Genomic DNA, 24,431 nt, shown 5'->3' on the forward strand with positions numbered 1-24,431 from the left:
GTTTAAGTATTCTTTTAATCCAGGAGAAATCTCGTGGCATTAAGACTCGAAGACAAAAAAGCAATTGTTGCTCAAGTTAACGAGACTGCCAGTAGCGCCCTTTCACTTGTCATCGCAGATTCGCGCGGTGTTAGTGTTACGGGGATGACTGCTTTGAGAAAATTGGCGCGTGAAAATAATGTCGCTCTTCGCGTAATTCGCAACACACTTGCGAAACGTGCGGTTGAGGGTACAGAGTTTGAATGCGTGAAGGAAGCCTTGGTTGGACCGTCAATTTTTGGATTTTCAATGGAAGATCCAGGTGCGGCGGCGAGATTATTCAAAGATTTCGCGAAAGAAAACGAAAAATTTGAAGTTAAAGCGCTTTCTGTTGGAGGAAAGTTATTAGATGCAGGACAGATCGATGCCCTTGCTAAGTTGCCAACGCGTGATCAAGCGTTAGCGAGTTTGGCTTGCGTGATGATCGCACCTGTTACTAAGTTGGTTCGTACTTTCAACGAAGTTCCTTCAAAAGTTACTCGAGTGGTTGCTGCAGTCGGCGACAAAAAACGCGAAGAAGCAGCGTAGATTTTTTAGATTGGTATCTAGGAAAGTACACTGTTCTTTTTAAAGTAAATTAAATTAATTATCTGGAGATCTGAGTCATGGCTCTATCTAAAGAAGACATCCTAAATGCCATCGCTGAAATGTCAGTGATGGACGTTGTTGCACTAGTTGAAGCAATGGAAGAAAAGTTTGGCGTATCTGCAGCAGCTGCTGTAGCTGTAGCAGGTCCAGCAGCCGCTGGTGATGCCGCTGCCGCTGAAGAACAAACTGAGTTCGATGTTGTGCTAACTGCTGTTGGTGACAAGAAAGTAAATGTCATTAAAGCTGTTCGTGGCATCACTGGTCTTGGCTTGAAAGAAGCGAAAGACTTGGTTGATGGCGCGCCTTCACCAATTAAAGAAGGTGCATCGAAAGACGAAGCTGAAGACGCCAAAAAACAATTGGAAGAAGCTGGCGCTACAGTAGAGTTGAAGTAAGGTCTTGCGCGTGAAGGGCGCTTGCGCCTTTAGCTGAGATATCGAGGTCGATGGGCAATTGTCTGTCGACCTTTTTCTGTTTCTAAGAAAAAGTATGGTGTTGTTGCGGGTTCAATGACTGCACTACAACAACTTTTGTTTCTATCTACTCCGTGAACAAGCTGGGGAATACGAATGGCTTACTCATATACTGAGAAAAAACGTGTCCGCAAGGATTTTGGTAAGTGGAAAGGCGTCATGGACGTTCCTTACCTGCTGGCGATTCAGTTAGATTCCTACCAAAAATTTACGCAATCCAAACTCGAGACCGATAATCGGATCGACATTGGTTTGCAAGCCGCTTTTAAGTCGGTTTTTCCAATTGTCAGTTACTCAGGTAACGCTGCGCTGGAATACGTTAGCTATGTGATGGGTAAGCCGGCATTTGATGTCCAAGAATGTACCTTACGCGGGGCCACTTATGCGGTGCCTTTACGCGTAAAAGTTCGTTTGATTATCTACGATAAAGAATCGTCAAATAAAGCGATTAAAGATATCAAAGAACAAGAAGTTTATATGGGCGAAATCCCATTGATGACTGACAACGGAACCTTCGTTATTAACGGAACCGAGCGAGTCATCGTATCTCAGTTGCATCGATCCCCCGGTGTATTCTTTGATCACGATAAAGGTAAGACCCATTCATCAGGTAAGTTACTTTATTCTGCACGTGTAATTCCTTACCGTGGTTCATGGTTGGATTTCGAATTCGATCCAAAAGATCTTGTATTTGTACGAATCGATCGACGACGTAAATTGCCGGCAACAATTTTGCTTCGTGCTTTAGGATACGAGGCTGAAGAAATTCTCGATATGTTTTTCCAGTCGAGTGCTTGCCACATTAAGAAAGACGGCACCTTCGTTCTGGATTTAGAGCCAGTGCGTTTGCGCGGTGAAGTTGCTTCTTTTGATATTAAAGATAAAAAAGGCAAAGTGATTGTTGAAGAAGGACGCCGCATCACTGCACGGCATGTTTCTCAAATGGAAAAAGCCAACATGACTCAGTTAGAAGTATCTAATGAGTATTTGTTGGGTCGTGCATTGGCCAAGAATATTATTGATACGGATTCAGGCGAAGTATTGTTTGAATGTAATACGGAAATTACTGAAGAAGTTATTGCGAAATTACTTGAAGCCAAAATTGAAAAATTCGAAACGCTCTACACCAATGAGTTAGATCACGGTGCATTCATCTCCGATACTTTGCGTGCTGATCCAACCAGAACTGAGCTGGAAGCCTTGGTGGAAATCTACCGCATGATGCGACCTGGTGAGCCGCCAACTAAAGAGTCAGCAGAAGCGCTTTTCCAAAATTTATTCTTCTCTTCGGTCCGCTACGATTTGTCAGCGGTTGGTCGCATGAAGTTCAATCGTCGCTTGGGCATTGAAGGGGAAGAAGGCGAAGGTACTTTGTCCCGTGAAGATATCGTGCTGGTTCTGAAGACCTTAGTAGAAATTCGCAACGGTAACGGTGTTGTTGATGATATCGATCACCTTGGTAATAGACGTGTTCGCTCTGTCGGAGAAATGGCTGAGAACGCCTTCCGTGTTGGTTTGGTGCGAGTTGAGCGTGCTGTAAAAGAGCGCTTGTCGATGGCTGAATCTGAAGGTTTGATGCCACAAGATTTAATTAACGCAAAACCGGTTGCTGCAGCTGTTAAAGAGTTTTTTGGCTCCAGTCAGTTGTCTCAGTTTATGGATCAAAATAATCCATTATCTGAAGTTACTCACAAGCGTCGTGTTTCTGCTTTAGGACCTGGTGGTTTGACACGAGAGCGTGCTGGTTTTGAAGTACGCGATGTGCATCCAACCCATTACGGCCGAGTTTGCCCAATTGAAACTCCTGAAGGGCCAAATATTGGTTTGATCAATTCTTTGGCAACTTATGCGCGAACAAATGATTACGGTTTTCTAGAAAGCCCTTATCGACGCATCGAAAATTGTAAAGTAACCGATCAAATCGATTACCTTTCCGCAATTAACGAAGCGGACTACGTAATTGCGCAGGCCTCAGCTGAACTTGATAAAAATGGCAAGTTAACTGAAGAATTGGTTTCAGTGCGTCATCAAAATGAATTTACCTTGAAGTCACCGGAAGATGTTCAATATATGGATGTTTCTCCGCGTCAGGTGGTTTCGGTAGCTGCTTCCTTGATTCCATTCTTGGAGCACGATGATGCTAACCGTGCTTTGATGGGATCGAACATGCAACGTCAAGCTGTGCCAACGTTAAAGGCTGACAAGCCAGTTGTTGGAACTGGTATGGAGCGTATTGTTGCGGCGGATTCGGGTGTTTGTGTAGTCGCTAAAAATGGCGGTGTGATTGAAAGTGTTGATGCGGGTCGAATCGTCGTTCGTGTTAACAATGACGAAGTTGCAACCGGTGATGCGGGCGTTGATATTTATAACCTCATCAAGTACACACGTTCAAACCAAAATACCTGTATTAATCAGCGATCAATTGTTCGCAAAGGCGATCGCATTACTCGCGGCGATATTCTTGCCGACGGGCCTTCAGTTGATATGGGTGAATTGGCGCTTGGGCAGAATATGCGAATCGCATTTATGCCTTGGAATGGTTACAACTTCGAAGATTCGATTTTAGTTTCAGAGCGTGTGGTTCAAGAAGATCGTTTCACTACCATTCACATTCAAGAATTAACCTGTATTGCACGTGATACAAAATTAGGCAGCGAAGAAATTACTGCTGATATTCCCAATGTTGGTGAGGGTGCTTTATCTAAGCTAGATGAATCTGGCGTGGTTTACATCGGCGCCGAAGTGGGACCAAGTGATATTTTGGTCGGTAAGGTAACCCCTAAAGGTGAAACGCAGCTTACACCAGAAGAAAAACTGCTACGTGCAATCTTTGGCGAAAAAGCATCTGATGTAAAAGATACTTCGTTGCGTGTGCCAACGGCTACCAAAGGTACCGTTATCGACGTTCAAGTATTTACTCGCGATGGTTTAGAGAAAGATCAACGTTCTTTAGATATCGAAAAAGCTCAGCTGGATGAAGTTCGCAAAGATCTTAACGAAGAGTATCGTATTGTTGAAACGGCAACCTTCGAACGTCTACGCGCTACTTTGGTTGGCCAAAAAGTTAATAGTGGTGCTGGCTTTAAGAAAGGTGCAGTTTTAAGTGAAGAAGACCTTGCAGGTTTAGACGGCGATAGCTGGTTTAAATTACGTATGGCTGACGATTCACTGAATGAGCAATTGGATAGAGCGTCTGAGCAGTTAGTTGAGCGTCGTAGAATTCTCGATGAGAAATTCGATGACAAAAAGAAAAAGCTAACTACTGGTGATGATCTTCCTCCTGGCGTATTAAAGATCGTAAAAGTCTACGTCGCTATTAAGCGCCGTATTCAGCCTGGCGATAAGATGGCGGGGCGACACGGAAACAAAGGTGTAATCTCCGTAATCATGCCGGTTGAAGATATGCCTCATGATAAAAATGGCGAGCCTGTTGATATCGTTTTAAATCCACTCGGTGTACCTTCGCGAATGAACGTCGGTCAAATCCTTGAAACCCACTTAGGTATGGCGGCGAAAGGTTTGGGCGTTAAAATCAATGCGATGATTCAAGAGCAGAGAAAAATCGCAGAGATTCGTGATTTCTTGGAAGAGATTTATAACAAAACCGGCGATACCAAAGATAAGGAAGATTTAAAAGGTTTAAATGATGAAGAAATTTTAGAGTTAGCGAAAAATTTGTGTGGCGGCGTGCCAATGGCTACCCCTGTTTTCGATGGCGCTAAAGAAACTGAAATCAAAGCGCTTTTACGCTTGGCTGATTTATCAGATACCGGGCAGACTTACCTTTTTGATGGCCGTACCGGTGATCAATTTGAAAGACCCGTTACCGTTGGCTACATGTACATGCTTAAACTCAACCACTTGGTTGATGACAAAATGCATGCGCGTTCTACGGGTTCTTATAGTCTTGTTACGCAACAACCTCTCGGTGGTAAAGCACAGTTTGGTGGCCAGCGTTTCGGAGAGATGGAGGTCTGGGCACTTGAAGCATATGGTGCTGCTTATACCTTACAAGAAATGCTTACCGTCAAATCCGATGACGTTGCAGGTCGAACCAAAATGTATAAAAACATTGTGGATGGCGACCACCGTATGGAGCCGGGAATGCCGGAATCTTTCAACGTATTAGTGAAAGAGATTCGCTCACTCGGTATCAATATGGAATTAGAACAAGATAAATAAGTTTGGCTAATTACACGAAAAGTAATTACTAAAATGATCGTTATGTGGGTGCTTTACTGTGTTGCAGTGAAGCACCTTATTGAAAGTTCTCAAATGGGCTGTGCTGTAAAAGGCGGCAAGCATCCACTGGAGGAAAGGCCTTGAAAGACTTACTGAATTTATTAAAAACCCAAGGGCAAGTTGAAGAGTTTGATTCAATTCGAATCGCTTTGGCATCGCCAGAAATGGTTCGCTCTTGGTCCTTTGGTGAAGTTAAAAAACCAGAGACCATTAATTATCGAACCTTTAAGCCTGAGCGCGAGGGTTTGTTCTGCGCGAAAATTTTTGGTCCCGTAAAGGATTACGAATGTTTGTGCGGTAAATATAAGCGCATGAAGCATCGCGGTATTATTTGTGAAAAATGTGGCGTTGAAGTAACGCTATCTAAAGTTCGCCGCGATCGCATGGGGCATATCGAACTTGCGAGCCCAGTTGCTCATATCTGGTTTTTAAAATCACTGCCGAGTCGAATTGGTTTGTTGCTTGATATGACTTTGCGTAGCATTGAGCGCGTGCTTTATTTTGAATCTTATGTTGTTACCGATCCGGGAATGACGACCCTAGAAAAAAGCCAGTTGCTGACCGATGAGCAATACTTCCAAGCGATGGAAGAATTTGGTGATGAGTTTTCTGCGAAAATGGGTGCAGAAGCAATTCAAGATTTGATGAGCGACATTCATATTGAAAATGAAATTACTCGTCTGCGTGAAGAAATCCCTGCGACAAATTCTGAAACAAAAATCAAAAAGCTTTCGAAGCGTTTAAAGTTACTTGAAGCTTTCCATAATTCAGGAAACAAGCCTGAGTGGATGGTGATGGAAGTGTTGCCGGTATTGCCGCCAGATTTGCGTCCGCTAGTACCTCTAGATGGAGGGCGGTTTGCAACCTCTGATTTGAATGATTTATATCGTCGCGTCATTAACAGAAACAATCGTCTCAAGCGTTTATTAGACCTTAATGCGCCAGATATTATTGTTCGCAACGAAAAACGTATGCTGCAAGAATCTGTCGATGCCTTACTTGATAATGGTCGACGAGGTCGCGCGATTACCGGTTCCAACAAGCGTCCACTGAAATCACTTGCTGACATGATTAAAGGTAAGCAAGGTCGTTTCCGTCAGAACTTGTTAGGTAAGCGCGTTGATTATTCAGGTCGTTCGGTAATTGTTGTTGGTCCTACTTTGCGTTTGCACCAATGTGGTTTACCTAAAAAAATGGCGTTGGAATTATTCAAGCCGTTTATTTTTAGTAAGCTCGAGTTACGTGGTTTAGCAACGACGATTAAAGCAGCCAAGAAAATGGTTGAGCGCCAAGAGCCGGTGGTTTGGGATATTCTTGACGAAGTTATTCGCGAGCATCCGGTGTTATTAAACCGCGCACCAACTCTGCATAGATTAGGTATTCAGGCATTCGAGCCGGTATTGATTGAAGGTAAAGCGATTCAGCTACATCCTCTCGTGTGTGCGGCTTACAACGCCGACTTCGATGGTGATCAGATGGCGGTTCACGTTCCATTAACGATCGAAGCACAGTTAGAAGCACGTGCACTGATGATGTCGACTAACAACATTTTATCGCCAGCGAGTGGCGAGCCTATCATCGTGCCATCCCAGGACGTGGTCTTGGGCTTGTATTGGATGACTCGTGAACGTGTTAATGCTCAAGGCGAAGGCATGGTGTTTGCTGATGTCGCTGAAGTATCTCGCGCGTATCACGGCAAGATTGTTCATCTCCAAGCGCGCGTAAAAGTAAGGGTTACTGAATATGCTTTGCGTGCTGATGGTGAAGAAGTTGCGACAACAAGTCTTGTTGATTCGACTGTTGGACGAATCCTTTTGTGGGATATCGTTCCTAGAGGTTTGCCTTTTGAGCTTGTTAACCGCCCTATGGTTAAAAAAGCAATTTCAACAGTTATTAATACCTGTTATCGAATTGTTGGGTTAAAGCACACTGTTATTTTCGCTGATAAGTTGATGTACACCGGTTATGAGTTCTCTACTAAATCCGGTTCATCTATCGGCGTTAATGATTTTATTATTCCTGAAGAAAAAGCCGCGATTATTGAACAAGCTGAAGATGAAGTATTAGAAATCGAAAGCCAGTTCTCTTCCGGTCTCGTGACTCAAGGTGAAAAATATAACAAGGTAATTGATATTTGGTCTCGTGCTAACGATCTTGTTGCTAAGTCGATGATGGAAGGCATTAGTAGCGAAACTGTTGTGAATCGCGACGGCAAAGAAGAGAAGCAAGCATCGTTCAACTCGGTATTTATGTATGCTGATTCCGGTGCTCGTGGTTCACCAGCACAGATTCGTCAGCTTGCCGGTATGCGTGGTTTGATGGCGCGTCCAGATGGATCGATTATTGAAACGCCCATTACAGCAAACTTCCGTGAAGGTTTGAACGTAAACGAATACTTTATTTCTACTCACGGTGCTCGAAAAGGTTTGGCGGATACCGCATTGAAAACAGCGAACTCGGGTTACCTAACTCGTCGTTTGGTGGACGTTGCGCAAGATCTCGTTGTTACCATGGACGATTGTGGCACTGATGAAGGCCTAACAATGGCGCCGGTTATCGAAGGTGGTGACATCATCGAAACTTTGGGTGATCGTATTCTTGGTCGAATTGTTGCCCGCGATGTTTTGCGCCCAGGTACTGATGAAATTCTAGTGCCTGCTGGCACTATGATCGATGAAGCTTGGGTGGATCGTATTGAAAGCATGAGTATTGACGAAGTGATGGTTCGTTCGCCGATTTCCTGTGAAACCCGCTATGGTATTTGTTCACAGTGTTATGGTCGCGACTTGGCTCGTGGTCACCGAGTAAATGTTGGTGAAGCTGTCGGTGTTATCGCGGCACAATCAATCGGTGAGCCGGGTACTCAGTTAACCATGCGTACCTTCCACATCGGTGGTGCTGCGAGTAGAGCTTCTGCGGTTGATAGTGTTCAGGTTAAACAAGAAGGTAGTATCCGTTTCCATAACGTTAAATTGGTTCGACGCGCCGATGGCGAACTAGTGGCGGTATCTCGTTCTGGTGAGATCGCCGTTGCGGATGCATCGGGTCGTGAACGCGAGCGCTATAAAATTCCATACGGTGCTGTGATTAGTGCAGACGATGGGGCGACAGTTGCTGGCGGTACAGTTGTGGCGAAATGGGATCCACATACTCACCCAATCGTTACTGAAGTGGCAGGTAAGGTTGCTTTCTCTGGTGTTGAAGAAGGTTTGTCAGTGCGCCGCCAAACGGATGAGCTAACGGGTCTTTCCTCTATCGATGTTCTTGATCCTGCTGAGCGTCCTGCAGCGGGTAAAGATTTGAAGCCAACTATTACCTTGGTTGATGAGAAAGGTAACGAGCTTTATTTGGCAAATACCAATGTGCCCGCACATTACCTGATGCCACCGAATGCAATTTTAATGTTGAACGATGGCGATGAAATTGGCATTGGTGATGTTATCGCACGTATTCCTCAAGAGAGTTCAAAAACTCGTGATATTACCGGTGGTTTGCCTCGGGTTGCTGATCTGTTTGAAGCGCGTAAACCTAAAGAGCCTTCAATCTTGGCAGAAATTACTGGTACCGTATCTTTCGGTAAGGAAACTAAAGGTAAGCGTCGTTTGGTGATTACACCGAATGATGGTCAGCCTTTACCGGATGGTTCGGATCATTATGAAGTCTTGATTCCTAAGCATCGCCAGTTAACCGTGTTTGAGGGTGAGCAGGTTGTTAAAGGTGAAGTTGTTTCTGATGGACCGAGTAATCCTCACGATATCTTGCGTTTACAAGGTGTTGAAGCCTTGGCTCGCTATATCGGCAACGAGATTCAAGACGTTTACCGCCTGCAGGGTGTGAAGATCAATGATAAGCACATTGAAACCATTCTGCGTCAAATGTTGCGGAAAGTTGAAATCACTGGCATGGGTGAATCTGTCTTCGTTAAAGGTGAGCAAGTCGAATTCTCTCGCGCTTTGGAAGAGAATGAAAATTTACGAACCGAAGATAAGCAGCCTGCGCGTTTCGAGCGTCTCTTGCTAGGCATTACCAAGGCATCGCTCGCGACGGAGTCATTCATTTCGGCGGCTTCTTTCCAAGAAACGACTCGCGTCCTAACGGAAGCGGCAGTGACCGGAAAAGTCGATGGTCTGCGCGGATTGAAAGAGAACGTAGTCGTTGGACGTTTGATTCCTGCTGGTACCGGTCTGACTTATCACGCCGAGCGCAAGCGCAAGCGCGAAGCGAACATCAATGTTAATGAAGGTGTGAGTGCAGAAGAGGTCGAAGCGGCCTTGACGGAAGCTTTGAAATCTAGCGCAAGCTAGATTTTTCGCAAAATGAGGGTTCGGGCTTTGCTTGACGCGGGCTCGAGCCCTCATTACAATGCGCGTCCCTATTTTCGTCAGTTGGATAAATCTGCCAGCTGGCTTAGTGAATTCAATAATGTCCTTGTTTTTGGTGCATTGTTAAATGCGCGATGGTATTTGTTTGTGACAACAGTTTGTGACAGGTGAGTCAAAGCGCTACTGAAAAGTGAATATTAATACAGCCTTCGGAGAAGAGTGAATGGCAACAATTAACCAATTGGTGCGTAAGCCGCGTAAGCGCAAAGTCCAAAAAAGTGACGTTCCTGCGCTGCAGGCCTGTCCCCAGAGACGTGGTGTTTGTACCCGTGTGTACACAACCACGCCTAAGAAGCCAAACTCAGCATTACGTAAAGTCTGTCGTGTTCGTTTGACCAATGGTTATGAGGTTACTTCATACATCGGTGGTGAAGGCCATAATCTGCAAGAGCATAGTGTTGTTTTGATTCGTGGCGGTCGTGTTAAAGATTTGCCAGGTGTTCGGTATCACACTGTGCGCGGTAGCTTAGATACATCTGGAGTGAGTGATCGTAAACAAGCTCGTTCTAAATACGGTACTAAGCGTCCTAAGTAAGAACAAAATTTTTAATAGAGTTTTAATAGCCCCACTTGCCCGCGTCCGCGGGTAAGTTTTAACAGTAAGGCTAAGTTCAAAGCGCTTCTACTTTGCACTGATGTTGGGTGCAGTGGTTTTGAAGTTAATTTGAATCTTAGGTCCCCCTGAAAAGGAAAGAGATATGCCAAGAAGACGCGTTGTCGCCAAACGAGAAATATTGCCTGATCCAAAATTTGGTAATGTCACTCTCGCAAAATTCATGAACATGGTAATGGTTAGCGGTAAAAAATCTGTCGCTGAGAAAATTGTTTATGGAGCACTTGAGCAAGTTGAAAGCAAGCTCAATAAAGATCCCTTAGAAGTATTTGATGAAGCCTTAGAAAACGTAGCACCTATTGTCGAGGTTAAGTCTCGCCGTGTTGGTGGTGCTACCTATCAGGTGCCAGTTGAGGTTCGACCTGCACGTCGACAAGCGCTCGGTATGCGCTGGTTAGTTGAATATTCACGAGGGCGTGGTGAGAAATCGATGCCTGCACGATTGGCGGGTGAGTTGATTGATGCGGCTCAGGGTAAAGGTGGTGCGGTGAAAAAACGTGAAGACGTACATCGCATGGCTGAAGCTAATAAGATGTTCTCGCATTATCGATTCTAAAACGAGTTCGTTCGTTTTTTAAAGGCAGCGTTTTCGCTGCCTTTTTAACATATAGCGCTGTTTACAATAATTTTTCGATCGACTGAATTAGCTTCTTAGATTAAAGCGCGCTCTTAGTTCTGTCTGCGCTAATAAATATTTGCGGCAGATTTTGAAAACGTGAATTCTTAAGGTTTTCAATCAGCGTTGGAAGTCGTTTAAAGTATTGTTCAAACAAATTTTACAAATCATCGGAGATCGTAGTAGTGGCACGCAAGACTCCACTCGCACGCTATAGAAACATTGGTATTTGCGCACACGTAGATGCGGGTAAAACCACGACTACTGAGCGCGTGCTTTTCTATACTGGTTTGTCCCATAAGATCGGTGAAGTGCACGATGGTGCCGCGACGATGGACTGGATGGAGCAAGAACAAGAGCGTGGTATCACCATTACTTCTGCGGCGACAACTTGTTTTTGGCGTGGAATGGATGCTCAGTTTGAAGAGCATCGCGTCAATATTATTGATACTCCTGGCCACGTTGATTTCACGATTGAAGTTGAGCGCTCTTTACGTGTTCTAGATGGCGCCGTTGTGGTGTTGTGTGGATCCTCTGGTGTTCAGCCGCAAACCGAAACAGTTTGGCGTCAGGCAAATAAATACGAAGTGCCGCGCATGGTTTTCGTCAACAAGATGGATCGTGCCGGTGCCGATTTCATGAAAGTTGTTGGCCAGCTTAAAACCCGATTGGGCGCAACGGCTGTTCCTTTGCAAATGGCAATTGGTTCAGAGGAAGAGTTTAAGGGCGTTGTCGATTTAATAAAAATGAAGGCAATTCTATGGAATGAAGCTGACCAAGGTATGACCTTCGAGTACGGTGAAATTCCGGATGACTTGCAAGCTCAGTGTGCGGAGATGCGTGAGTTTTTAGTTGAGTCTGCTGCTGAAGCAAATGACGAGCTCATGGAAAAATATCTCGAAGGTAGTGAGCTTTCTGAAGCGGAAATTAAAGCCGCGATTCGCAAACGTACTATTGCGAACGAGATTGTTCCAGTCTTGGGTGGATCCGCATTTAAAAATAAAGGTGTCCAGGCAATGCTGGACGCCGTCGTCGAGTATTTACCTTCTCCAACTGAAGTTAAGCCTATTGAAGGTATCTTGGAAGATGGTGAAACGGTTGAAGCTCGACCTGCAGATGATAAGGCCCCTTTCTCTGCGCTTGCGTTTAAGATTGCGACAGATCCATTTGTTGGAACGCTAACGTTCTTCCGAGTTTATTCCGGCACTTTGCAATCGGGTGATTCCGTTTATAACCCGGTAAAAAGCAAGAAAGAGCGCGTTGGTCGTATGGTGCAGATGCACTCGAACGATCGCCAAGAAATTAAAGAAGTATTGGCGGGTGATATTGCCGCTGGAATCGGATTAAAAGACGTCACGACCGGCGACACCTTGTGCTCTCACGATGCAATTATCACTTTGGAAAGAATGGAGTTTCCTGAGCCAGTTATTTCCGTGGCAGTTGAACCAAAAACTAAAGCGGACCAAGAAAAAATGGGTGTCGCTTTGGGTAAGTTGGCCCAAGAAGATCCTTCTTTCAGAGTTAAAACTGACGAAGAGACTGGCCAAACAATTATTTCCGGTATGGGTGAATTGCACCTTGATGTTCTCGTTGATCGCATGCGTCGAGAGTTCGCCGTTGAAGCCAATATCGGTAAGCCCCAAGTGGCTTATCGTGAAGCGATCCGAAACACCTGTAATATCGAAGGTAAGTTCGTGCGTCAGTCCGGCGGTCGTGGTCAGTATGGCCATGTTTGGATTAAGTTCGAGCCTGCTGAAGACGCATCGGCGGAAGGTTTAGAGTTCGTCAATGAAATTGTTGGTGGTGTAGTGCCAAAAGAATATATTCCAGCGGTGCAAAAAGGCATTGAAGAGCAAATGCAAAATGGTGTTCTTGCTGGCTATCCATTGTTAGGTTTGAAGGCAACCTTATACGACGGCTCATTCCATGATGTTGACTCATCGGAAATGGCTTTTAAAATCGCTGGTAGCATGGCCACTAAGAGACTCGCTCAAGAAGGTGGTGCGGTTTTATTGGAACCCGTAATGTCTGTTGAGGTTGTGACTCCAGAAGAAAATATGGGCGATGTGGTTGGCGATTTGAATCGACGTCGCGGTTTAATTCAGGGTATGGAAGACAGTGCATCAGGGAAAATTGTTACTGCTGAAGTGCCGTTGGGTGAAATGTTTGGCTACGCAACTGATGTAAGATCAGCAACTCAAGGTCGCGCAACCTTTACCATGGAGTTTGGTAAGTACGGTGAAGCGCCAAGTAATGTTGCAGAAGAGATCATGGCCAAAAACGGTAGAGGTTAGTGGTAATAATTTTTATTTGAATCTTTTTTATTTAAAGGCATATAGAGGAATAGGGCAGTGGCAAAAGAGAAATTTGAACGTAACAAGCCGCATGTAAATGTGGGCACGATAGGACACGTTGACCATGGTAAGACAACGTTAACAGCAGCCTTAACGCGCGTGTGTGCGGAAGTCTGGGGCGGCTCAGCCGTAGCCTTTGACGGTATCGATAACGCACCGGAAGAGAAAGAGCGTGGTATCACCATTGCGACCTCTCACGTTGAATACGATTCACCGACTCGCCACTACGCGCACGTCGACTGCCCAGGCCATGCTGATTATGTGAAAAACATGATTACCGGTGCGGCCCAGATGGATGGCGCAATCCTCGTGTGTTCAGCGGCTGATGGCCCAATGCCTCAAACCCGTGAGCACATCCTGTTGTCACGTCAGGTTGGTGTTCCTTACATCGTTGTGTTCCTGAACAAAGCAGACATGGTTGATGACGCAGAATTATTAGAATTAGTTGAGATGGAAGTACGAGAGTTGCTCGACAAATACGAATTCCCAGGTGACGACACACCCATCGTTACCGGTTCTGCATTAATGGCTCTCGAAGGCAAAGACGACAACGGCATGGGTACAACTGCGGTTAAGACCTTGGTTGAGAAGCTAGACGAATACATTCCTGAGCCAGTGCGCGCAACAGACAAGCAGTTCTTGATGCCGATTGAAGATGTGTTCTCAATCTCAGGGCGAGGAACAGTGGTAACCGGTCGTATCGAGCGCGGTATTGTGAATGTCGGTGATGAAATTGAAATCGTCGGTATTAAAGACAGCACCAAAACCACCTGTACCGGTGTTGAAATGTTCCGCAAGTTACTCGACGAAGGTCGTGCGGGTGAGAACGTTGGTGTTCTTTTACGTGGTACTAAGCGAGAAGACGTTGAGCGTGGCCAAGTATTGTGTGCACCTGGCTCAATCAGCCCACATACCAAGTTTGAAGCGGAAATCTACGTCTTATCAAAAGACGAAGGTGGTCGCCATACACCATTCTTTAAAGGCTACCGTCCACAGTTTTACTTCCGAACCACGGATGTAACCGGCGCATGTGAATTACCTGAAGGTACCGAGATGGTAATGCCAGGTGATAACGTCCCAATGACAGTCACCTTGATCGCTCCGATCGCGATGGAAGAAGGCTTACGCTTCGCGATTCGTGAAGGCGGACGCACTGTTGGTGCGGGCGTGGTATCTAAAATTATTGAGTAAAACCCACTTACTCATAAAAGAACGACCAAATAAGGGAGCTAAGGCTCCCTTATTTGGTAGTTAGGTTTGATGACTAAGCTGGCGACCTGGTTTGCTAAGTAAAGCTAAGTCGACCAGATAAAGCTAAGTCGGAGAGCTCATGGCTTAGCCTCGCAGCTGCAAGTACCTTGTTCTGGTGATTCCCCTCGCTAGATTCAGGCAAGATACTGATAAATAAAGTACATAGGGCGCTTGACACCTATAGGGTGCCTCTATAAAATCTCGCCTCCTTTCGACCGGCCCTCCCGGTGAAAGAGCAGAATTAGTGATTATTAACAGTTATTAGAGTGGAGTACTGAGCTAGTGCCAAGTCAACGAATCCGGATTCGGCTAAAAGCCTTCGATCATAAACTCATAGATGCGTCTACTGAGGAAATCGTTGAAACGGCAAAGCGTACAGGTGCGCAGATTCGCGGACCGATCCCGTTACCTACTCGTAAAGAACGTTTTACTGTATTGATTTCTCCGCATGTAAATAAAGATGCACGAGATCAGTATGAGATTCGCACTCACAAGCGAATGATGGATATTGTTGAGCCCACTGAGAAGACTGTAGATGCGCTTATGAAGCTCGATCTTGCAGCCGGTGTGGAAGTACAGATTAGTTTAGGGTAGTTCGACTGCACGAACGGTAAGTCGAGTTGAGTTCCCAGTTTGCACATCAAATTTGGGATTTGTGTAACGCTCTGAAATGGGCGGCCATAGCGGGTGACAGCCCCGTACACTATGAGGTTATATAAAAATGACGATTGGTATAGTCGGTCGTAAAAGCGGCATGACCCGCGTATTTACAGACGACGGTGTCTCCACTCCTGTTACTGTGATTGAGGTTTCTCCCAATCGCGTCACCCAGGTCAAAAATTCCGAAACTGACGGTTATAACGCTGTTCAGGTCACTATCGGTTCGCGCCGAGCATCTCGAGTTGTAAAGCCCGCAGCAGGACATTTTGCGAAAGCAAATACTGAGGCAGGTGCTAGCAGTTGGGAATTGCGCAACGATGATCAAAAAGAAACATTCGCAGTAGGTGATCAGCTAACCGTTGAAGCTTTTGAAGCTGGTCAGCTTGTTGATGTCACTGGCCAATCCAAAGGTAAGGGTTTTGCGGGTGTGATCAAACGTTGGAACTTCAGTATGCAAGACGCGACTCACGGTAACTCTTTGTCGCATCGCGCACCGGGTTCTATCGGACAAAACCAAACTCCAGGTCGAGTGTTTCGCGGTAAGAAAATGGCGGGCCATATGGGCGCGCGACAAGTGACAACGCAGAGTTTGGAAGTTGTACGTGTTGATGTTGAGAGAAATTTGTTGCTGGTTAAAGGCGCGGTTCCAGGTGCTCCTGGTGGTGACGTTATTGTTCGTCCAGCCGTTAAAATGCGCAATAAAGCCTAGGTAGCCAGGGGAATCGACTATGGAATTAAATATAGCGACACCTAAAGGACCAAAGGGCACGGTAAGTGTTTCAGAAGTTGCTTTCGGTAAAGAATTTAATGAAGACTTAGTTCATCAGGCTATCACCGCGTATATGGCGGGTGAGAGGCAGGGTACTAAGGCTCAAAAAAATCGTGCAGCGGTGTCAGGTGGCGGTAAAAAGCCTTGGCGTCAAAAAGGCACGGGTAGAGCAAGAGCGGGAACTATTCGTAGTCCTATATGGAGAAGCGGCGGTGTAACTTTTGCTGCTAAGCCTCGCGATTACTCTCAGAAAATTAATAAGAAAATGTATCGCGCTGCATTGCGCTGCATTTTGTCTGAGCTCAACCGTCTAGATCGTTTAGTGGTTGTTGAAGGTTTCGAAATCGACGCACCAAAAACCAAAGGTTTGGTAGAAAAGTTGGCTCAGTTTGATTTGTCAGATGTGCTGATTTTGATGGATGAGGTTTCAGAAAACCTTTATCTAGCTGCGCGTAATTTGCATAAGGTCGATGTTCGTGATGTTCAAGGCATTGATCCGGTAAGTTTGGTTCGTTTTGATAAGGTAATGGTTACTGTTGCCGCCCTCAAAAAAATCGAGGAGTCCTTGGCATGAACGCAGAGCGCTTATTTAAAATTATTATCGGCCCGGTAGTTTCTGAAAAAGCAACAATGGCAGCTGAGAAAGGTAACCAGGTTGTTTTTAAAGTAACAAAAACGGCTTGTAAGCAAGAGATTAAAGCAGCCATAGAAAAGCTATTTAAGGTGTCGGTTGAAAGTGTTCGCGTGTTGAACACTAAAGGTAAAACCAAGCGAACGCGAAATGGTTTGGGTAAGCAAAGCGATACCAAAAAAGCCTATGTGCGATTAGCTGAAGGTCACGATATAAACTTTGAATCGATCGAGTAATCGGTTCCTAAAAGTAAATTAAGTTATAGGTGTTGTTGCGATGGCAATTGTAAAACGTAAACCCACATCAGCAGGACGACGGTTTGTTGTAAGTGTCGTATCGCCTGATTTGCACAAGGGTGCACCCTATGCGCCATTGTTGGAAAAGAAGTCCAAGTCTGGTGGGCGTAATAACACCGGAAGAATCACTACTCGTCATATTGGTGGTGGTCATAAGCAGCATTACCGAGTAATCGATTTTAAAAGACTTAAGGATGGGATTCCGGCAAAAGTCGAGCGCATAGAATACGATCCCAATCGCAGTGCAAACATTGCGTTGGTTTGTTACGCGGACGGCGAGCGTCGTTACATCATTGCGCCAAAAAGCTTGAAAGCCGATGATCAAATTCAGTCGGGTGAAGATGCACCGATTAAAGTGGGTAACACCTTGCCGATGCGCAATATACCCTTAGGTAGTGTTGTTCATTGTGTGGAAATGAAGCCTGGAAAGGGCGCGCAAATAGCGCGGTCAGCGGGCACTTCAGCACAGTTAGTAGCAAGAGAAAGTATTTATGTCACCTTGCGATTACGCAGTGGTGAAATGAGAAAAATTTTGGCCGAGTGTCGAGCGACAATTGGTGAAGTGTCTAACAGTGAGCATAGTCTTCGTTCACTGGGTAAGGCTGGCGCGACTCGCTGGCGCGGTGTTCGACCAACAGTGCGTGGTGTTGCGATGAACCCAGTAGACCATCCACATGGTGGTGGTGAAGGTAAAACATCTGGTGGACGTCACCCTGTTAGTCCATGGGGAACGCCGACTAAAGGTTATAAGACTCGTAAGAATAAGCGTACAAGCAATATGATCGTACGTCGTCGCGGTAAGAAATAAATCAGTTAAGAAAATGCATAACGTTTGATTTATATGTTGAGCGTTTACGTTAAGAGGAAAGAATAGTGCCAAGATCATTAAAGAAAGGTCCTTTCATCGACCAGCACTTATTTAAAAAAGTTGAGGCGGCAGCTGCGGCTAACGATCGTCGACCGATTAAAACTTGGTCGCGTCGTTCGATGATTATGCCTGAAATGGTTGGCTTGACGATTGCTGTCCATAACGGCCGTCAACATGTACCAGTTTTAGTGAATGAAGAGATGGTTGGCCATAAGTTAGGTGAGTTCGCAGCGACAAGAACTTATCGCGGCCATGTAGCAGATAAAAAAGCGAAGTAGTTGCTAAATCAGCAGCTTTGAGGTGAATTAGATGGAAGTGGCAGCAAAATTACGTGGGGCGCAACTCTCGGCTCAAAAAGCCAGATTAGTTGCAGACCAAATTCGCGGAAAAAGCGTTGAAGAAGCGTTAGATGTGCTGGCGTTTAGTCCTAAAAAAGGCGCGGTATTAGTTAAGAAAGTGTTGGAATCGGCCATTGCCAATGCAGAGCACAATGAAGGTGCTGACGTTGATGAGCTAAGAGTATCAACAATTTTTGTTGATGAAGGCATCACTATGAAGCGTATTAGGCCAAGAGCAAAAGGGCGTGCAGATCGAATCTTAAAACGTTCTTGTCACATTACAGTTAAAGTAGCCGACCACTAAGAGAGCGGGCATTATGGGTCAAAAAGTTCATCCAACGGGTATTCGATTAGGTATTGTTAAAAAGCATACCTCAACATGGTATGCAGACGGCGATCAGTACGCTGAAAAACTCTATACCGATTTAAAAGTACGCGAATATATCCAGAAGAAATTGGCTCATGCGTCTGTTAGTCGTGTTGAGATTGAGAGGCCAGCGAATACAGCTCGCGTGACTATCCACACGGCCCGCCCCGGCATCGTGATCGGTAAGAAAGGCGAAGATGTTGAGAAATTACGTAACGAAGTCAGCAAACAGATGGGCGTGCCAGTACACGTAAACATCGAAGAAATTCGCAAGCCCGATTTGGATGCGTCTTTGGTTGCGCAAAGTGTTGCGTCTCAGCTTGAACGTCGAATTATGTTCCGACGAGCCATGAAGCGCGCAGTGCAAAATGCGATGAGACAAGGCGCCGAAGGTATCAAGATTCAGGTAGGCGGCCGTCTTGGTGGTGCAGAGATCGCTCGATCTGAATGGTATCGCGAAGGACGTGTTCCACTACATACGTTGCGAGCAGATATAGATTATTCAACGGCGGAAGCAGCGACAACCTACGGGATTATCGGTGTGAAAGTTTGGATTTTCAAAGGAGAGGTTATTGGCGGTGTTGAGCCAGTTGAAGCAGCTCCCAAGAAGAAAACAAAGAAATCTGCCGAATAAATTTTCGTAGATTTGAATTATTTAAACAATTGTTAGAGCAGTTTAGTTAAAGGCATAGCAGATGCTACAACCAAAACGTACAAAATTTCGCAAGCAAATGAAAGGTCGCAATCGCGGTCTGGCGTTGCGCGGTTCAAAAGTTAGCTTCGGCGAGTATGGTTTAAAATCTACCGCTCGAGGAAGATTGACGGCGCGACAAATTGAGGCTGCCCGTCGAGCGATGACTCGTCATATAAAGCGTGGCGGTAAAATTTGGATTCGTGTTTTTCCTGATAAGCCGATTACTAGCAAGCCCTTGGAAGTTCGTCAGGGTAAAGGTAAGGGTAATGTTGAATATTGGGTTGCACAGATTCAGCCCGGAAAAGTCCTTTATGAGGTAGAGGGTGTTTCCGAAGAGCTGGCACGAGAAGCTTTTGCATTAGCAGCGGCTAAGTTGCCTTTAAACACAACATTCGTAAAACGGTCGGTGATGTAATGAAAGCAACTGAACTGCGCGAAAAGACGGTTGAAGAGCTAGATGCGGAATTGCTTACTCAGTTAGAGTCTCAATTCAAGTTGCGCCTGCAAAGTAAAACAGGTCAGCTGAATCAGCCGCATTTAGTAAAACAAACTCGCCGAGATATTGCGCGAATCAAAACTGTATTAAGAGAGAAGGCAGGTAACTAATGACTGATGCACCTGTTGCTGAAGTGTCCTCTACAGAAGGGCAAGCGCGAACGCTAACTGGAAGAGTTGTTAGTGACAAAATGGATAAAACGATTACAGTCTTAATTGAGCGACGTGTTAAGCACCCGCTTTATGGCAAATACGTGAGTAAGTCTTCAAAGTTGCAAGCTCACGATGAGAATAATGATTGTAAGAGTGGCGATTTGGTCACTATTGCAGAGTCTAAACCGATCTCTAAAAGAAAGTCTTGGCGCATGGTCAAGATCGAAGAGAAAGCGGCAGAAATTTAAAAGTTTACGTGCTTTTACTTAGTTAAAAGCGGCGCATAGAAGTACTGGAGAGCGGCAATGATTCAAACAGAAAGTTACTTAGAAGTCGCAGATAATAGCGGTGCGCGTCGCGTTATGTGTATCAAAGTTTTAGGTGGCTCACATCGACGGTATGCATCAGTTGGTGACGTTATTAAAGTGACAGTAAAGGAAGCGATTCCACGCGGCAAAGTTAAAAAAGGCCAAGTCATGAAAGCCGTAGTTGTTCGCACCAAAAAAGGTGTTCGACGTCAGGACGGTTCACTTATTAAGTTTGATGACAATGCGGCGGTTCTGTTAAATCAACAGGAAGCACCGATTGGTACGCGAATTTTTGGACCTGTAACTCGTGAGTTACGTGGTGAGAAGTTTATGAAAATTATTTCGTTAGCACCTGAGGTTTTGTAAAACGTTAGGCGTTTTATCGAGGAAAAAGTTTATGCAAAAAATTAAACGCGACGACGAAATTATCGTAATTGCCGGAAGAGATAAAGGTAAGCGCGGTAAGGTGTCAAAGGTAATGTCTGATACGCGATTGATTGTCGGTGGAATTAACATCGTAAAAAAACACCAACGCCCTAATCCTCAAGCAGGTGTTGCTGGTGGGATCGTTGAGCAAGAAGCTCCGATTCAGGTATCAAACGTAGCAATTTACAACCCGACTTCTAAAAAAGCTGACAGAGTTGGCTTTAAAGTCGAAGACGGGAAGAAAGTACGAATTTATAAGTCTACCGGCGATGTAGTTGCATAAACTCAAAGTCGTTTGGATTAAAGTTAAGTAAAAACATTGAAAAATATTTAAGGGCAACTCAATACGTATAAAAAGTACGAATTGGATGACGGTGAAAGTTAAATGGCAAGGTTAAAAGAACTCTACCAGAACGAATTGCTAAGCAAGTTGCAGCAAGAACTTGGTATTAAAAACATTACTGAAGTTCCTCGCATCACTAAAATCACTCTGAACATGGGTGTGGGTGAAGCAGTTGGCGACAAAAAAGTTTTGGAGCATGCCGTTAGTGATTTAGAAAAAATTGCTGGTCAAAAAGTTGTTGTGACTAAAGCTCGGAAATCAATTGCTGGATTTAAGATCCGTGATGATTGGCCAATTGGCTGTAAAGTGACTCTGCGTCGAGAACGCATGTATGAGTTTCTGGATCGTTTAGTAACGATCGCGATTCCTCGTATCCGAGATTTTCGTGGTATTGGCGCAAAACAATTTGATGGGCGCGGTAATTTTTCAATGGGTGTTACTGAGCAGATTATATTCCCAGAGATTGACTACGATAAGATTGATAAATTGCGCGGTTTGGATATTTGTATTTCAACTTCTGCGCGTACCGACGACGAAGGCAGAGCATTGCTTCGTGCGTTTAATTTCCCGCTAAGAACCTAAGACGAAACCGGTAAGGTATAAATATGGCTAAGAAATCAATGATCGCTCGTGAAAAAAAGCGAACTGCCACAGTTGCTAAATACGCTGCAAAGCGTGCTGCATTGAAGGCAATCATTGTCAACACCGAGTCTACTGAAGAGCAAGTTTGGGAAGCGAATATCAAGTTGCAGCAACAGCCAAGAAACGCGAGTGCTTCAAGACAGCGCCGACGCTGTCAGATTACTGGCCGTCCTCACGGTGTTTACCGTAAGTTTGGTTTGTGTCGCCACAAGTTAAGAGAAGCGGTTATGCGCGGTGATGTACCGGGTGTGGTAAAAGCGAGTTGGTAAATCATTTAAGTTTTTAAATTATTAGATTTTTAAAAACAGAAACAAGAAATTGGAAAAAGTAATAGTGAGTACCCGATTATGAGTATGCAAGATCCAATAGCCGATATGCTAACTCGCATTCGCAACGCACAGATGGTAGGCAAAGCAACAGTAACTATGCCTTCATCTAAGTTGAAAGTGAATGTCGCGAGGGTTTTGAAGGAAGAAGGTTATGTTAATAACTACGCTTCTACAGATGAAAGCAAACCCGAGCTTACTATCGAACTTAAATATTTTGAAGGTAAACCCGTAATTGCAACTTTGGAGCGCAGTAGTCGCCCAGGTTTGCGTAATTATGCAAATAAAGACGAACTACCCTCAGTCAGAGGCGGCTTAGGAGTTGCGATTGTAACTACTAGTCGAGGTGTCATGACTGACCGAGCAGCAAGAGCTGCTGGTGTTGGTGGTGAAGTTCTTTGTACAGTATTTTAAAGTCGTTATAGCGGAAAGTCAGCATGTCAAGAATTGCGAATAGTCCCATAGCTGTACCCACTGGTGTTGAGGTCACACTCAAAGGCCAGGAAATCAGCACCAAGGGCAAAAATGGCAAATTAGATTTAACTGTCCACAGTAGTGTTGAAGTTGTGCAAGACGGTAGCGAGCTACGTTGTTCTGCACGTGATGGTGCTAAGCAATCTAGAGCGCTTGCGGGAACCACACGCGCTTTAGTGAATAATATGGTGATTGGCGTTACTGAAGGGTTTGAGAAAAAACTTCAGCTTAATGGCGTCGGTTATAGAGCAAAAGCAAGCGGCAAGACAGTAAATCTTACTTTAGGATTTTCACATCCTGTTGATTACGATTTACCTGAAGGTGTGTCAGTTGACACTCCAAGCCAAACTGAAATTGTGTTGAAAAGCGCAGATAAGCAATTGCTTGGACAGGTAGCAGCAGAAATTAGAGCGTTCCGTCCACCTGAGCCCTATAAAGGGAAAGGTGTTCGTTATGCAGATGAATATGTACGCCGTAAAGAAGCGAAGAAAAAGTAAGGTTGCGAACATGATCGATAAAAAACAGTCTCGTGTACGCAGAGCGCGTCGGGCGAGAGCAAAAATTCGCGAGTTGGGCGTTACACGTTTAACGGTACATCGCACACCTCGGCATATTTACGCGCAGGTTATCGCTCCATCCGGTGATAAAGTGTTGGTGAGTGCATCTACGCTGGATAAAGATTTGCGTAGCGGTAGTACCGGCAACTCAGAAGCAGCTAAAGCCGTAGGTAAGCTAGTTGCCGAAAGAGCACAAGCAGCGGGTGTGAAAACGGTTGCATTTGATCGTAGCGGATTTCGCTATCACGGCAGAGTTAAAGCGTTAGCTGATGCTGCTCGCGAAGCCGGATTAGAATTTTAAAGTTAACTATTGGTAACGACTAAAATGGCATTTAGCAAAAAAGAAGATCCAAACACAGAAGGCCTCCAGGAAAAACTGGTTCAGGTTAACCGAGTTGCTAAAACTGTAAAAGGTGGACGTATTTTTGGTTTTACCGCGTTGACTGTTGTCGGTGATGGTAATGGTAAAGTCGGTTTTGGACGCGGAAAAGCCCGTGAAGTGCCATTGGCTATCCAAAAGGCGATGGAAGCGGCTCGACGTAATATGATTCAGGTCGACTTGAAGGGTGATACGCTTCAATACCCAATGAAGGGTCGTCATGGTGCGTCTAAAGTTTTCATGCAACCTGCGTCTCCGGGTACCGGAGTTATTGCTGGTGGTGCGATGCGCGCAGTGTTGGAAATTGCCGGTGTGCAAAATGTTCTAGCAAAATGTTATGGATCGACGAATCCTGTCAACGTTGTTAGAGCCACCTTCAATGCATTAAAAGTAATGGCTTCACCAGAATCGGTTGCGATTAAACGTGGGAAGTCTGTAGAAGAAATATTGAACTAGTTCTGCATACTCGCCGAACTTATTGTATTAATCCTAAAAATTCTGTTTTAAGAAAGCGCTATGGCTAAGAAAAAAATTACAGTGACGCAAACCAAAAGCACTGCGGGACGAATGAAGAAACACAAAGCGTGTATTTCTGGTCTTGGCTTACGCCGCATCGGTCATACTGTTGAAGTGGAAGATACGCCTTCGGTTCGCGGAATGATTAATAAAGTCTCATATTTGATAAAGGTAGAGGGTTAATAATGGAACTTAATACGTTAAGCCCTGCACCTGGACATAAAACTGCTAAAAAACGTGTGGCACGTGGTATTGGTAGCGGTCTTGGAAAAACAGCAGGTCGTGGACACAAAGGTTTAAAGTCTCGTTCTGGCGGTAAAGTAAAGCCTGGGTTCGAAGGCGGACAGATGCCGTTGCGCAAGCGCTTACCTAAGTATGGCTTTAGTTCTCGAGTAGGCCGTTTTGTTGAACAAGTTAGACTGTCTGAATTAAACAATTTAAAAGCTGACGTTGTAGATCTTGAAGCGTTAAAAGCAGCCAACGTGATTAAAGAAAATACTTTGCGAGCCAAGGTTTTCTTGTCGGGAGAGCTGAAGCAAGCCGTTAATCTAAAAGGTATTGCTGTAACTAAGGGCGCTAAAGCGGCGATTGAAGCTGCTGGTGGAAAGATCGAAGAGTAAGCGTTACTGAT

General features: G+C 45.0%; 29 protein-coding genes. All 29 read left to right on the plus strand.

Features of this window, described 5'->3' with window-relative positions:
* Nucleotides 1-33: 33 nt before the first annotated feature.
* The 29 genes from rplJ (at nt 34) to rplO (ending at nt 24,420) form a co-directional block, all read left to right on the plus strand.
* The gene (gene rplJ / locus ACYUCY_RS16200; protein ID WP_460227564.1) at nt 34-567 is read left to right on the plus strand and encodes a 50S ribosomal protein L10; all 534 of its coding nucleotides are present in this window, start codon (nt 34-36) and stop codon (nt 565-567) included.
* Nucleotides 568-644: 77 nt separating this feature from the next.
* Nucleotides 645-1,022, plus strand: a complete 378-nt coding sequence (gene rplL / locus ACYUCY_RS16205) for a 50S ribosomal protein L7/L12 (protein WP_460227565.1) — start codon at nt 645-647, stop codon at nt 1,020-1,022.
* A 174-nt stretch (nt 1,023-1,196) separates the two neighbouring features.
* Complete coding sequence (gene rpoB, locus ACYUCY_RS16210; RefSeq protein WP_460227566.1) at nt 1,197-5,282, plus strand: DNA-directed RNA polymerase subunit beta; 4,086 nt, start codon at nt 1,197-1,199, stop codon at nt 5,280-5,282.
* Between the two features lie 140 nt (nt 5,283-5,422).
* A complete protein-coding gene (gene rpoC, locus ACYUCY_RS16215) occupies nt 5,423-9,646 on the plus strand; it encodes a DNA-directed RNA polymerase subunit beta' (protein ID WP_460227567.1) in 4,224 nt (1,407 codons plus the stop codon).
* Between the two features lie 241 nt (nt 9,647-9,887).
* Nucleotides 9,888-10,259 (plus strand): 30S ribosomal protein S12, encoded by a 372-nt coding sequence (gene rpsL / locus ACYUCY_RS16220; RefSeq protein ID WP_460227568.1) that lies wholly within the window; start codon nt 9,888-9,890, stop codon nt 10,257-10,259.
* 163 nt (nt 10,260-10,422) lie between these two features.
* Nucleotides 10,423-10,893 carry a 30S ribosomal protein S7 gene (gene rpsG, locus ACYUCY_RS16225; RefSeq protein ID WP_460227569.1) on the plus strand — a complete coding sequence of 157 codons (471 nt, stop codon included), beginning with the start codon at nt 10,423-10,425 and terminating at the stop codon, nt 10,891-10,893.
* Between the two features lie 245 nt (nt 10,894-11,138).
* Nucleotides 11,139-13,247 (plus strand): elongation factor G, encoded by a 2,109-nt coding sequence (gene fusA / locus ACYUCY_RS16230; RefSeq protein WP_460227570.1) that lies wholly within the window; start codon nt 11,139-11,141, stop codon nt 13,245-13,247.
* A 57-nt stretch (nt 13,248-13,304) separates the two neighbouring features.
* Nucleotides 13,305-14,498, plus strand: a complete 1,194-nt coding sequence (tuf, locus tag ACYUCY_RS16235) for an elongation factor Tu (protein WP_460227559.1) — start codon at nt 13,305-13,307, stop codon at nt 14,496-14,498.
* A gap of 342 nt (nt 14,499-14,840) precedes the next feature.
* Complete coding sequence (gene rpsJ, locus ACYUCY_RS16240; RefSeq protein WP_460227571.1) at nt 14,841-15,152, plus strand: 30S ribosomal protein S10; 312 nt, start codon at nt 14,841-14,843, stop codon at nt 15,150-15,152.
* Nucleotides 15,153-15,279: 127 nt separating this feature from the next.
* Nucleotides 15,280-15,927: a 50S ribosomal protein L3 gene (gene rplC / locus ACYUCY_RS16245; protein WP_460227572.1), complete on the plus strand. Its 648-nt coding sequence runs from the start codon at nt 15,280-15,282 to the stop codon at nt 15,925-15,927.
* Nucleotides 15,928-15,946: 19 nt separating this feature from the next.
* Nucleotides 15,947-16,561, plus strand: coding sequence for a 50S ribosomal protein L4 (gene rplD / locus ACYUCY_RS16250; RefSeq protein WP_460227573.1), 615 nt, complete (start codon nt 15,947-15,949; stop codon nt 16,559-16,561).
* Nucleotides 16,558-16,854, plus strand: a complete 297-nt coding sequence (gene rplW, locus ACYUCY_RS16255) for a 50S ribosomal protein L23 (protein ID WP_460227574.1) — start codon at nt 16,558-16,560, stop codon at nt 16,852-16,854. Before rplD ends, rplW begins: the two co-directional genes overlap by 4 nt.
* 40 nt (nt 16,855-16,894) lie before the next feature.
* The gene (gene rplB, locus ACYUCY_RS16260) at nt 16,895-17,722 is read left to right on the plus strand and encodes a 50S ribosomal protein L2 (protein WP_460227575.1); all 828 of its coding nucleotides are present in this window, start codon (nt 16,895-16,897) and stop codon (nt 17,720-17,722) included.
* A gap of 65 nt (nt 17,723-17,787) precedes the next feature.
* Nucleotides 17,788-18,060 carry a 30S ribosomal protein S19 gene (rpsS, locus tag ACYUCY_RS16265; RefSeq protein ID WP_460227576.1) on the plus strand — a complete coding sequence of 91 codons (273 nt, stop codon included), beginning with the start codon at nt 17,788-17,790 and terminating at the stop codon, nt 18,058-18,060.
* A gap of 31 nt (nt 18,061-18,091) precedes the next feature.
* A complete protein-coding gene (rplV, locus tag ACYUCY_RS16270; RefSeq protein WP_460227577.1) occupies nt 18,092-18,424 on the plus strand; it encodes a 50S ribosomal protein L22 in 333 nt (110 codons plus the stop codon).
* A gap of 13 nt (nt 18,425-18,437) precedes the next feature.
* The gene (gene rpsC, locus ACYUCY_RS16275; protein ID WP_460227578.1) at nt 18,438-19,121 is read left to right on the plus strand and encodes a 30S ribosomal protein S3; all 684 of its coding nucleotides are present in this window, start codon (nt 18,438-18,440) and stop codon (nt 19,119-19,121) included.
* Nucleotides 19,122-19,182: 61 nt separating this feature from the next.
* Entirely contained in the window at nt 19,183-19,596 is a 414-nt protein-coding gene (rplP, locus tag ACYUCY_RS16280) for a 50S ribosomal protein L16 (RefSeq protein WP_460227579.1), read from the plus strand.
* On the plus strand, nt 19,596-19,787 hold the full coding sequence (gene rpmC, locus ACYUCY_RS16285) for a 50S ribosomal protein L29 (RefSeq protein WP_460227580.1): 192 nt from the start codon (nt 19,596-19,598) through the stop codon (nt 19,785-19,787). The genes rplP and rpmC overlap by 1 nt, the downstream gene beginning before the upstream one ends.
* Complete coding sequence (gene rpsQ, locus ACYUCY_RS16290) at nt 19,787-20,077, plus strand: 30S ribosomal protein S17 (protein ID WP_460227581.1); 291 nt, start codon at nt 19,787-19,789, stop codon at nt 20,075-20,077. The genes rpmC and rpsQ overlap by 1 nt, the downstream gene beginning before the upstream one ends.
* 57 nt (nt 20,078-20,134) lie before the next feature.
* Nucleotides 20,135-20,503 carry a 50S ribosomal protein L14 gene (rplN, locus tag ACYUCY_RS16295; RefSeq protein ID WP_460227582.1) on the plus strand — a complete coding sequence of 123 codons (369 nt, stop codon included), beginning with the start codon at nt 20,135-20,137 and terminating at the stop codon, nt 20,501-20,503.
* Between the two features lie 31 nt (nt 20,504-20,534).
* Nucleotides 20,535-20,846, plus strand: coding sequence for a 50S ribosomal protein L24 (rplX, locus tag ACYUCY_RS16300; RefSeq protein ID WP_460227583.1), 312 nt, complete (start codon nt 20,535-20,537; stop codon nt 20,844-20,846).
* Between the two features lie 102 nt (nt 20,847-20,948).
* Nucleotides 20,949-21,488 carry a 50S ribosomal protein L5 gene (gene rplE, locus ACYUCY_RS16305; RefSeq protein WP_460227584.1) on the plus strand — a complete coding sequence of 180 codons (540 nt, stop codon included), beginning with the start codon at nt 20,949-20,951 and terminating at the stop codon, nt 21,486-21,488.
* Nucleotides 21,489-21,511: 23 nt separating this feature from the next.
* Nucleotides 21,512-21,817, plus strand: a complete 306-nt coding sequence (gene rpsN, locus ACYUCY_RS16310; RefSeq protein WP_460227585.1) for a 30S ribosomal protein S14 — start codon at nt 21,512-21,514, stop codon at nt 21,815-21,817.
* Between the two features lie 78 nt (nt 21,818-21,895).
* Nucleotides 21,896-22,288: a 30S ribosomal protein S8 gene (rpsH, locus tag ACYUCY_RS16315; protein WP_460227586.1), complete on the plus strand. Its 393-nt coding sequence runs from the start codon at nt 21,896-21,898 to the stop codon at nt 22,286-22,288.
* Between the two features lie 23 nt (nt 22,289-22,311).
* On the plus strand, nt 22,312-22,845 hold the full coding sequence (gene rplF / locus ACYUCY_RS16320; RefSeq protein WP_460227587.1) for a 50S ribosomal protein L6: 534 nt from the start codon (nt 22,312-22,314) through the stop codon (nt 22,843-22,845).
* 10 nt (nt 22,846-22,855) lie between these two features.
* Nucleotides 22,856-23,206, plus strand: coding sequence for a 50S ribosomal protein L18 (rplR, locus tag ACYUCY_RS16325; protein WP_460227588.1), 351 nt, complete (start codon nt 22,856-22,858; stop codon nt 23,204-23,206).
* Nucleotides 23,207-23,230: 24 nt separating this feature from the next.
* The gene (gene rpsE / locus ACYUCY_RS16330; RefSeq protein WP_460227589.1) at nt 23,231-23,740 is read left to right on the plus strand and encodes a 30S ribosomal protein S5; all 510 of its coding nucleotides are present in this window, start codon (nt 23,231-23,233) and stop codon (nt 23,738-23,740) included.
* A 60-nt stretch (nt 23,741-23,800) separates the two neighbouring features.
* Nucleotides 23,801-23,983, plus strand: coding sequence for a 50S ribosomal protein L30 (gene rpmD, locus ACYUCY_RS16335; RefSeq protein WP_460227590.1), 183 nt, complete (start codon nt 23,801-23,803; stop codon nt 23,981-23,983).
* A 2-nt stretch (nt 23,984-23,985) separates the two neighbouring features.
* A complete protein-coding gene (gene rplO, locus ACYUCY_RS16340) occupies nt 23,986-24,420 on the plus strand; it encodes a 50S ribosomal protein L15 (RefSeq protein WP_460227591.1) in 435 nt (144 codons plus the stop codon).
* The last annotated feature ends 11 nt before the right edge of the window (nt 24,421-24,431 follow it).

This window comes from Aurantivibrio infirmus (genome assembly GCF_054767315.1).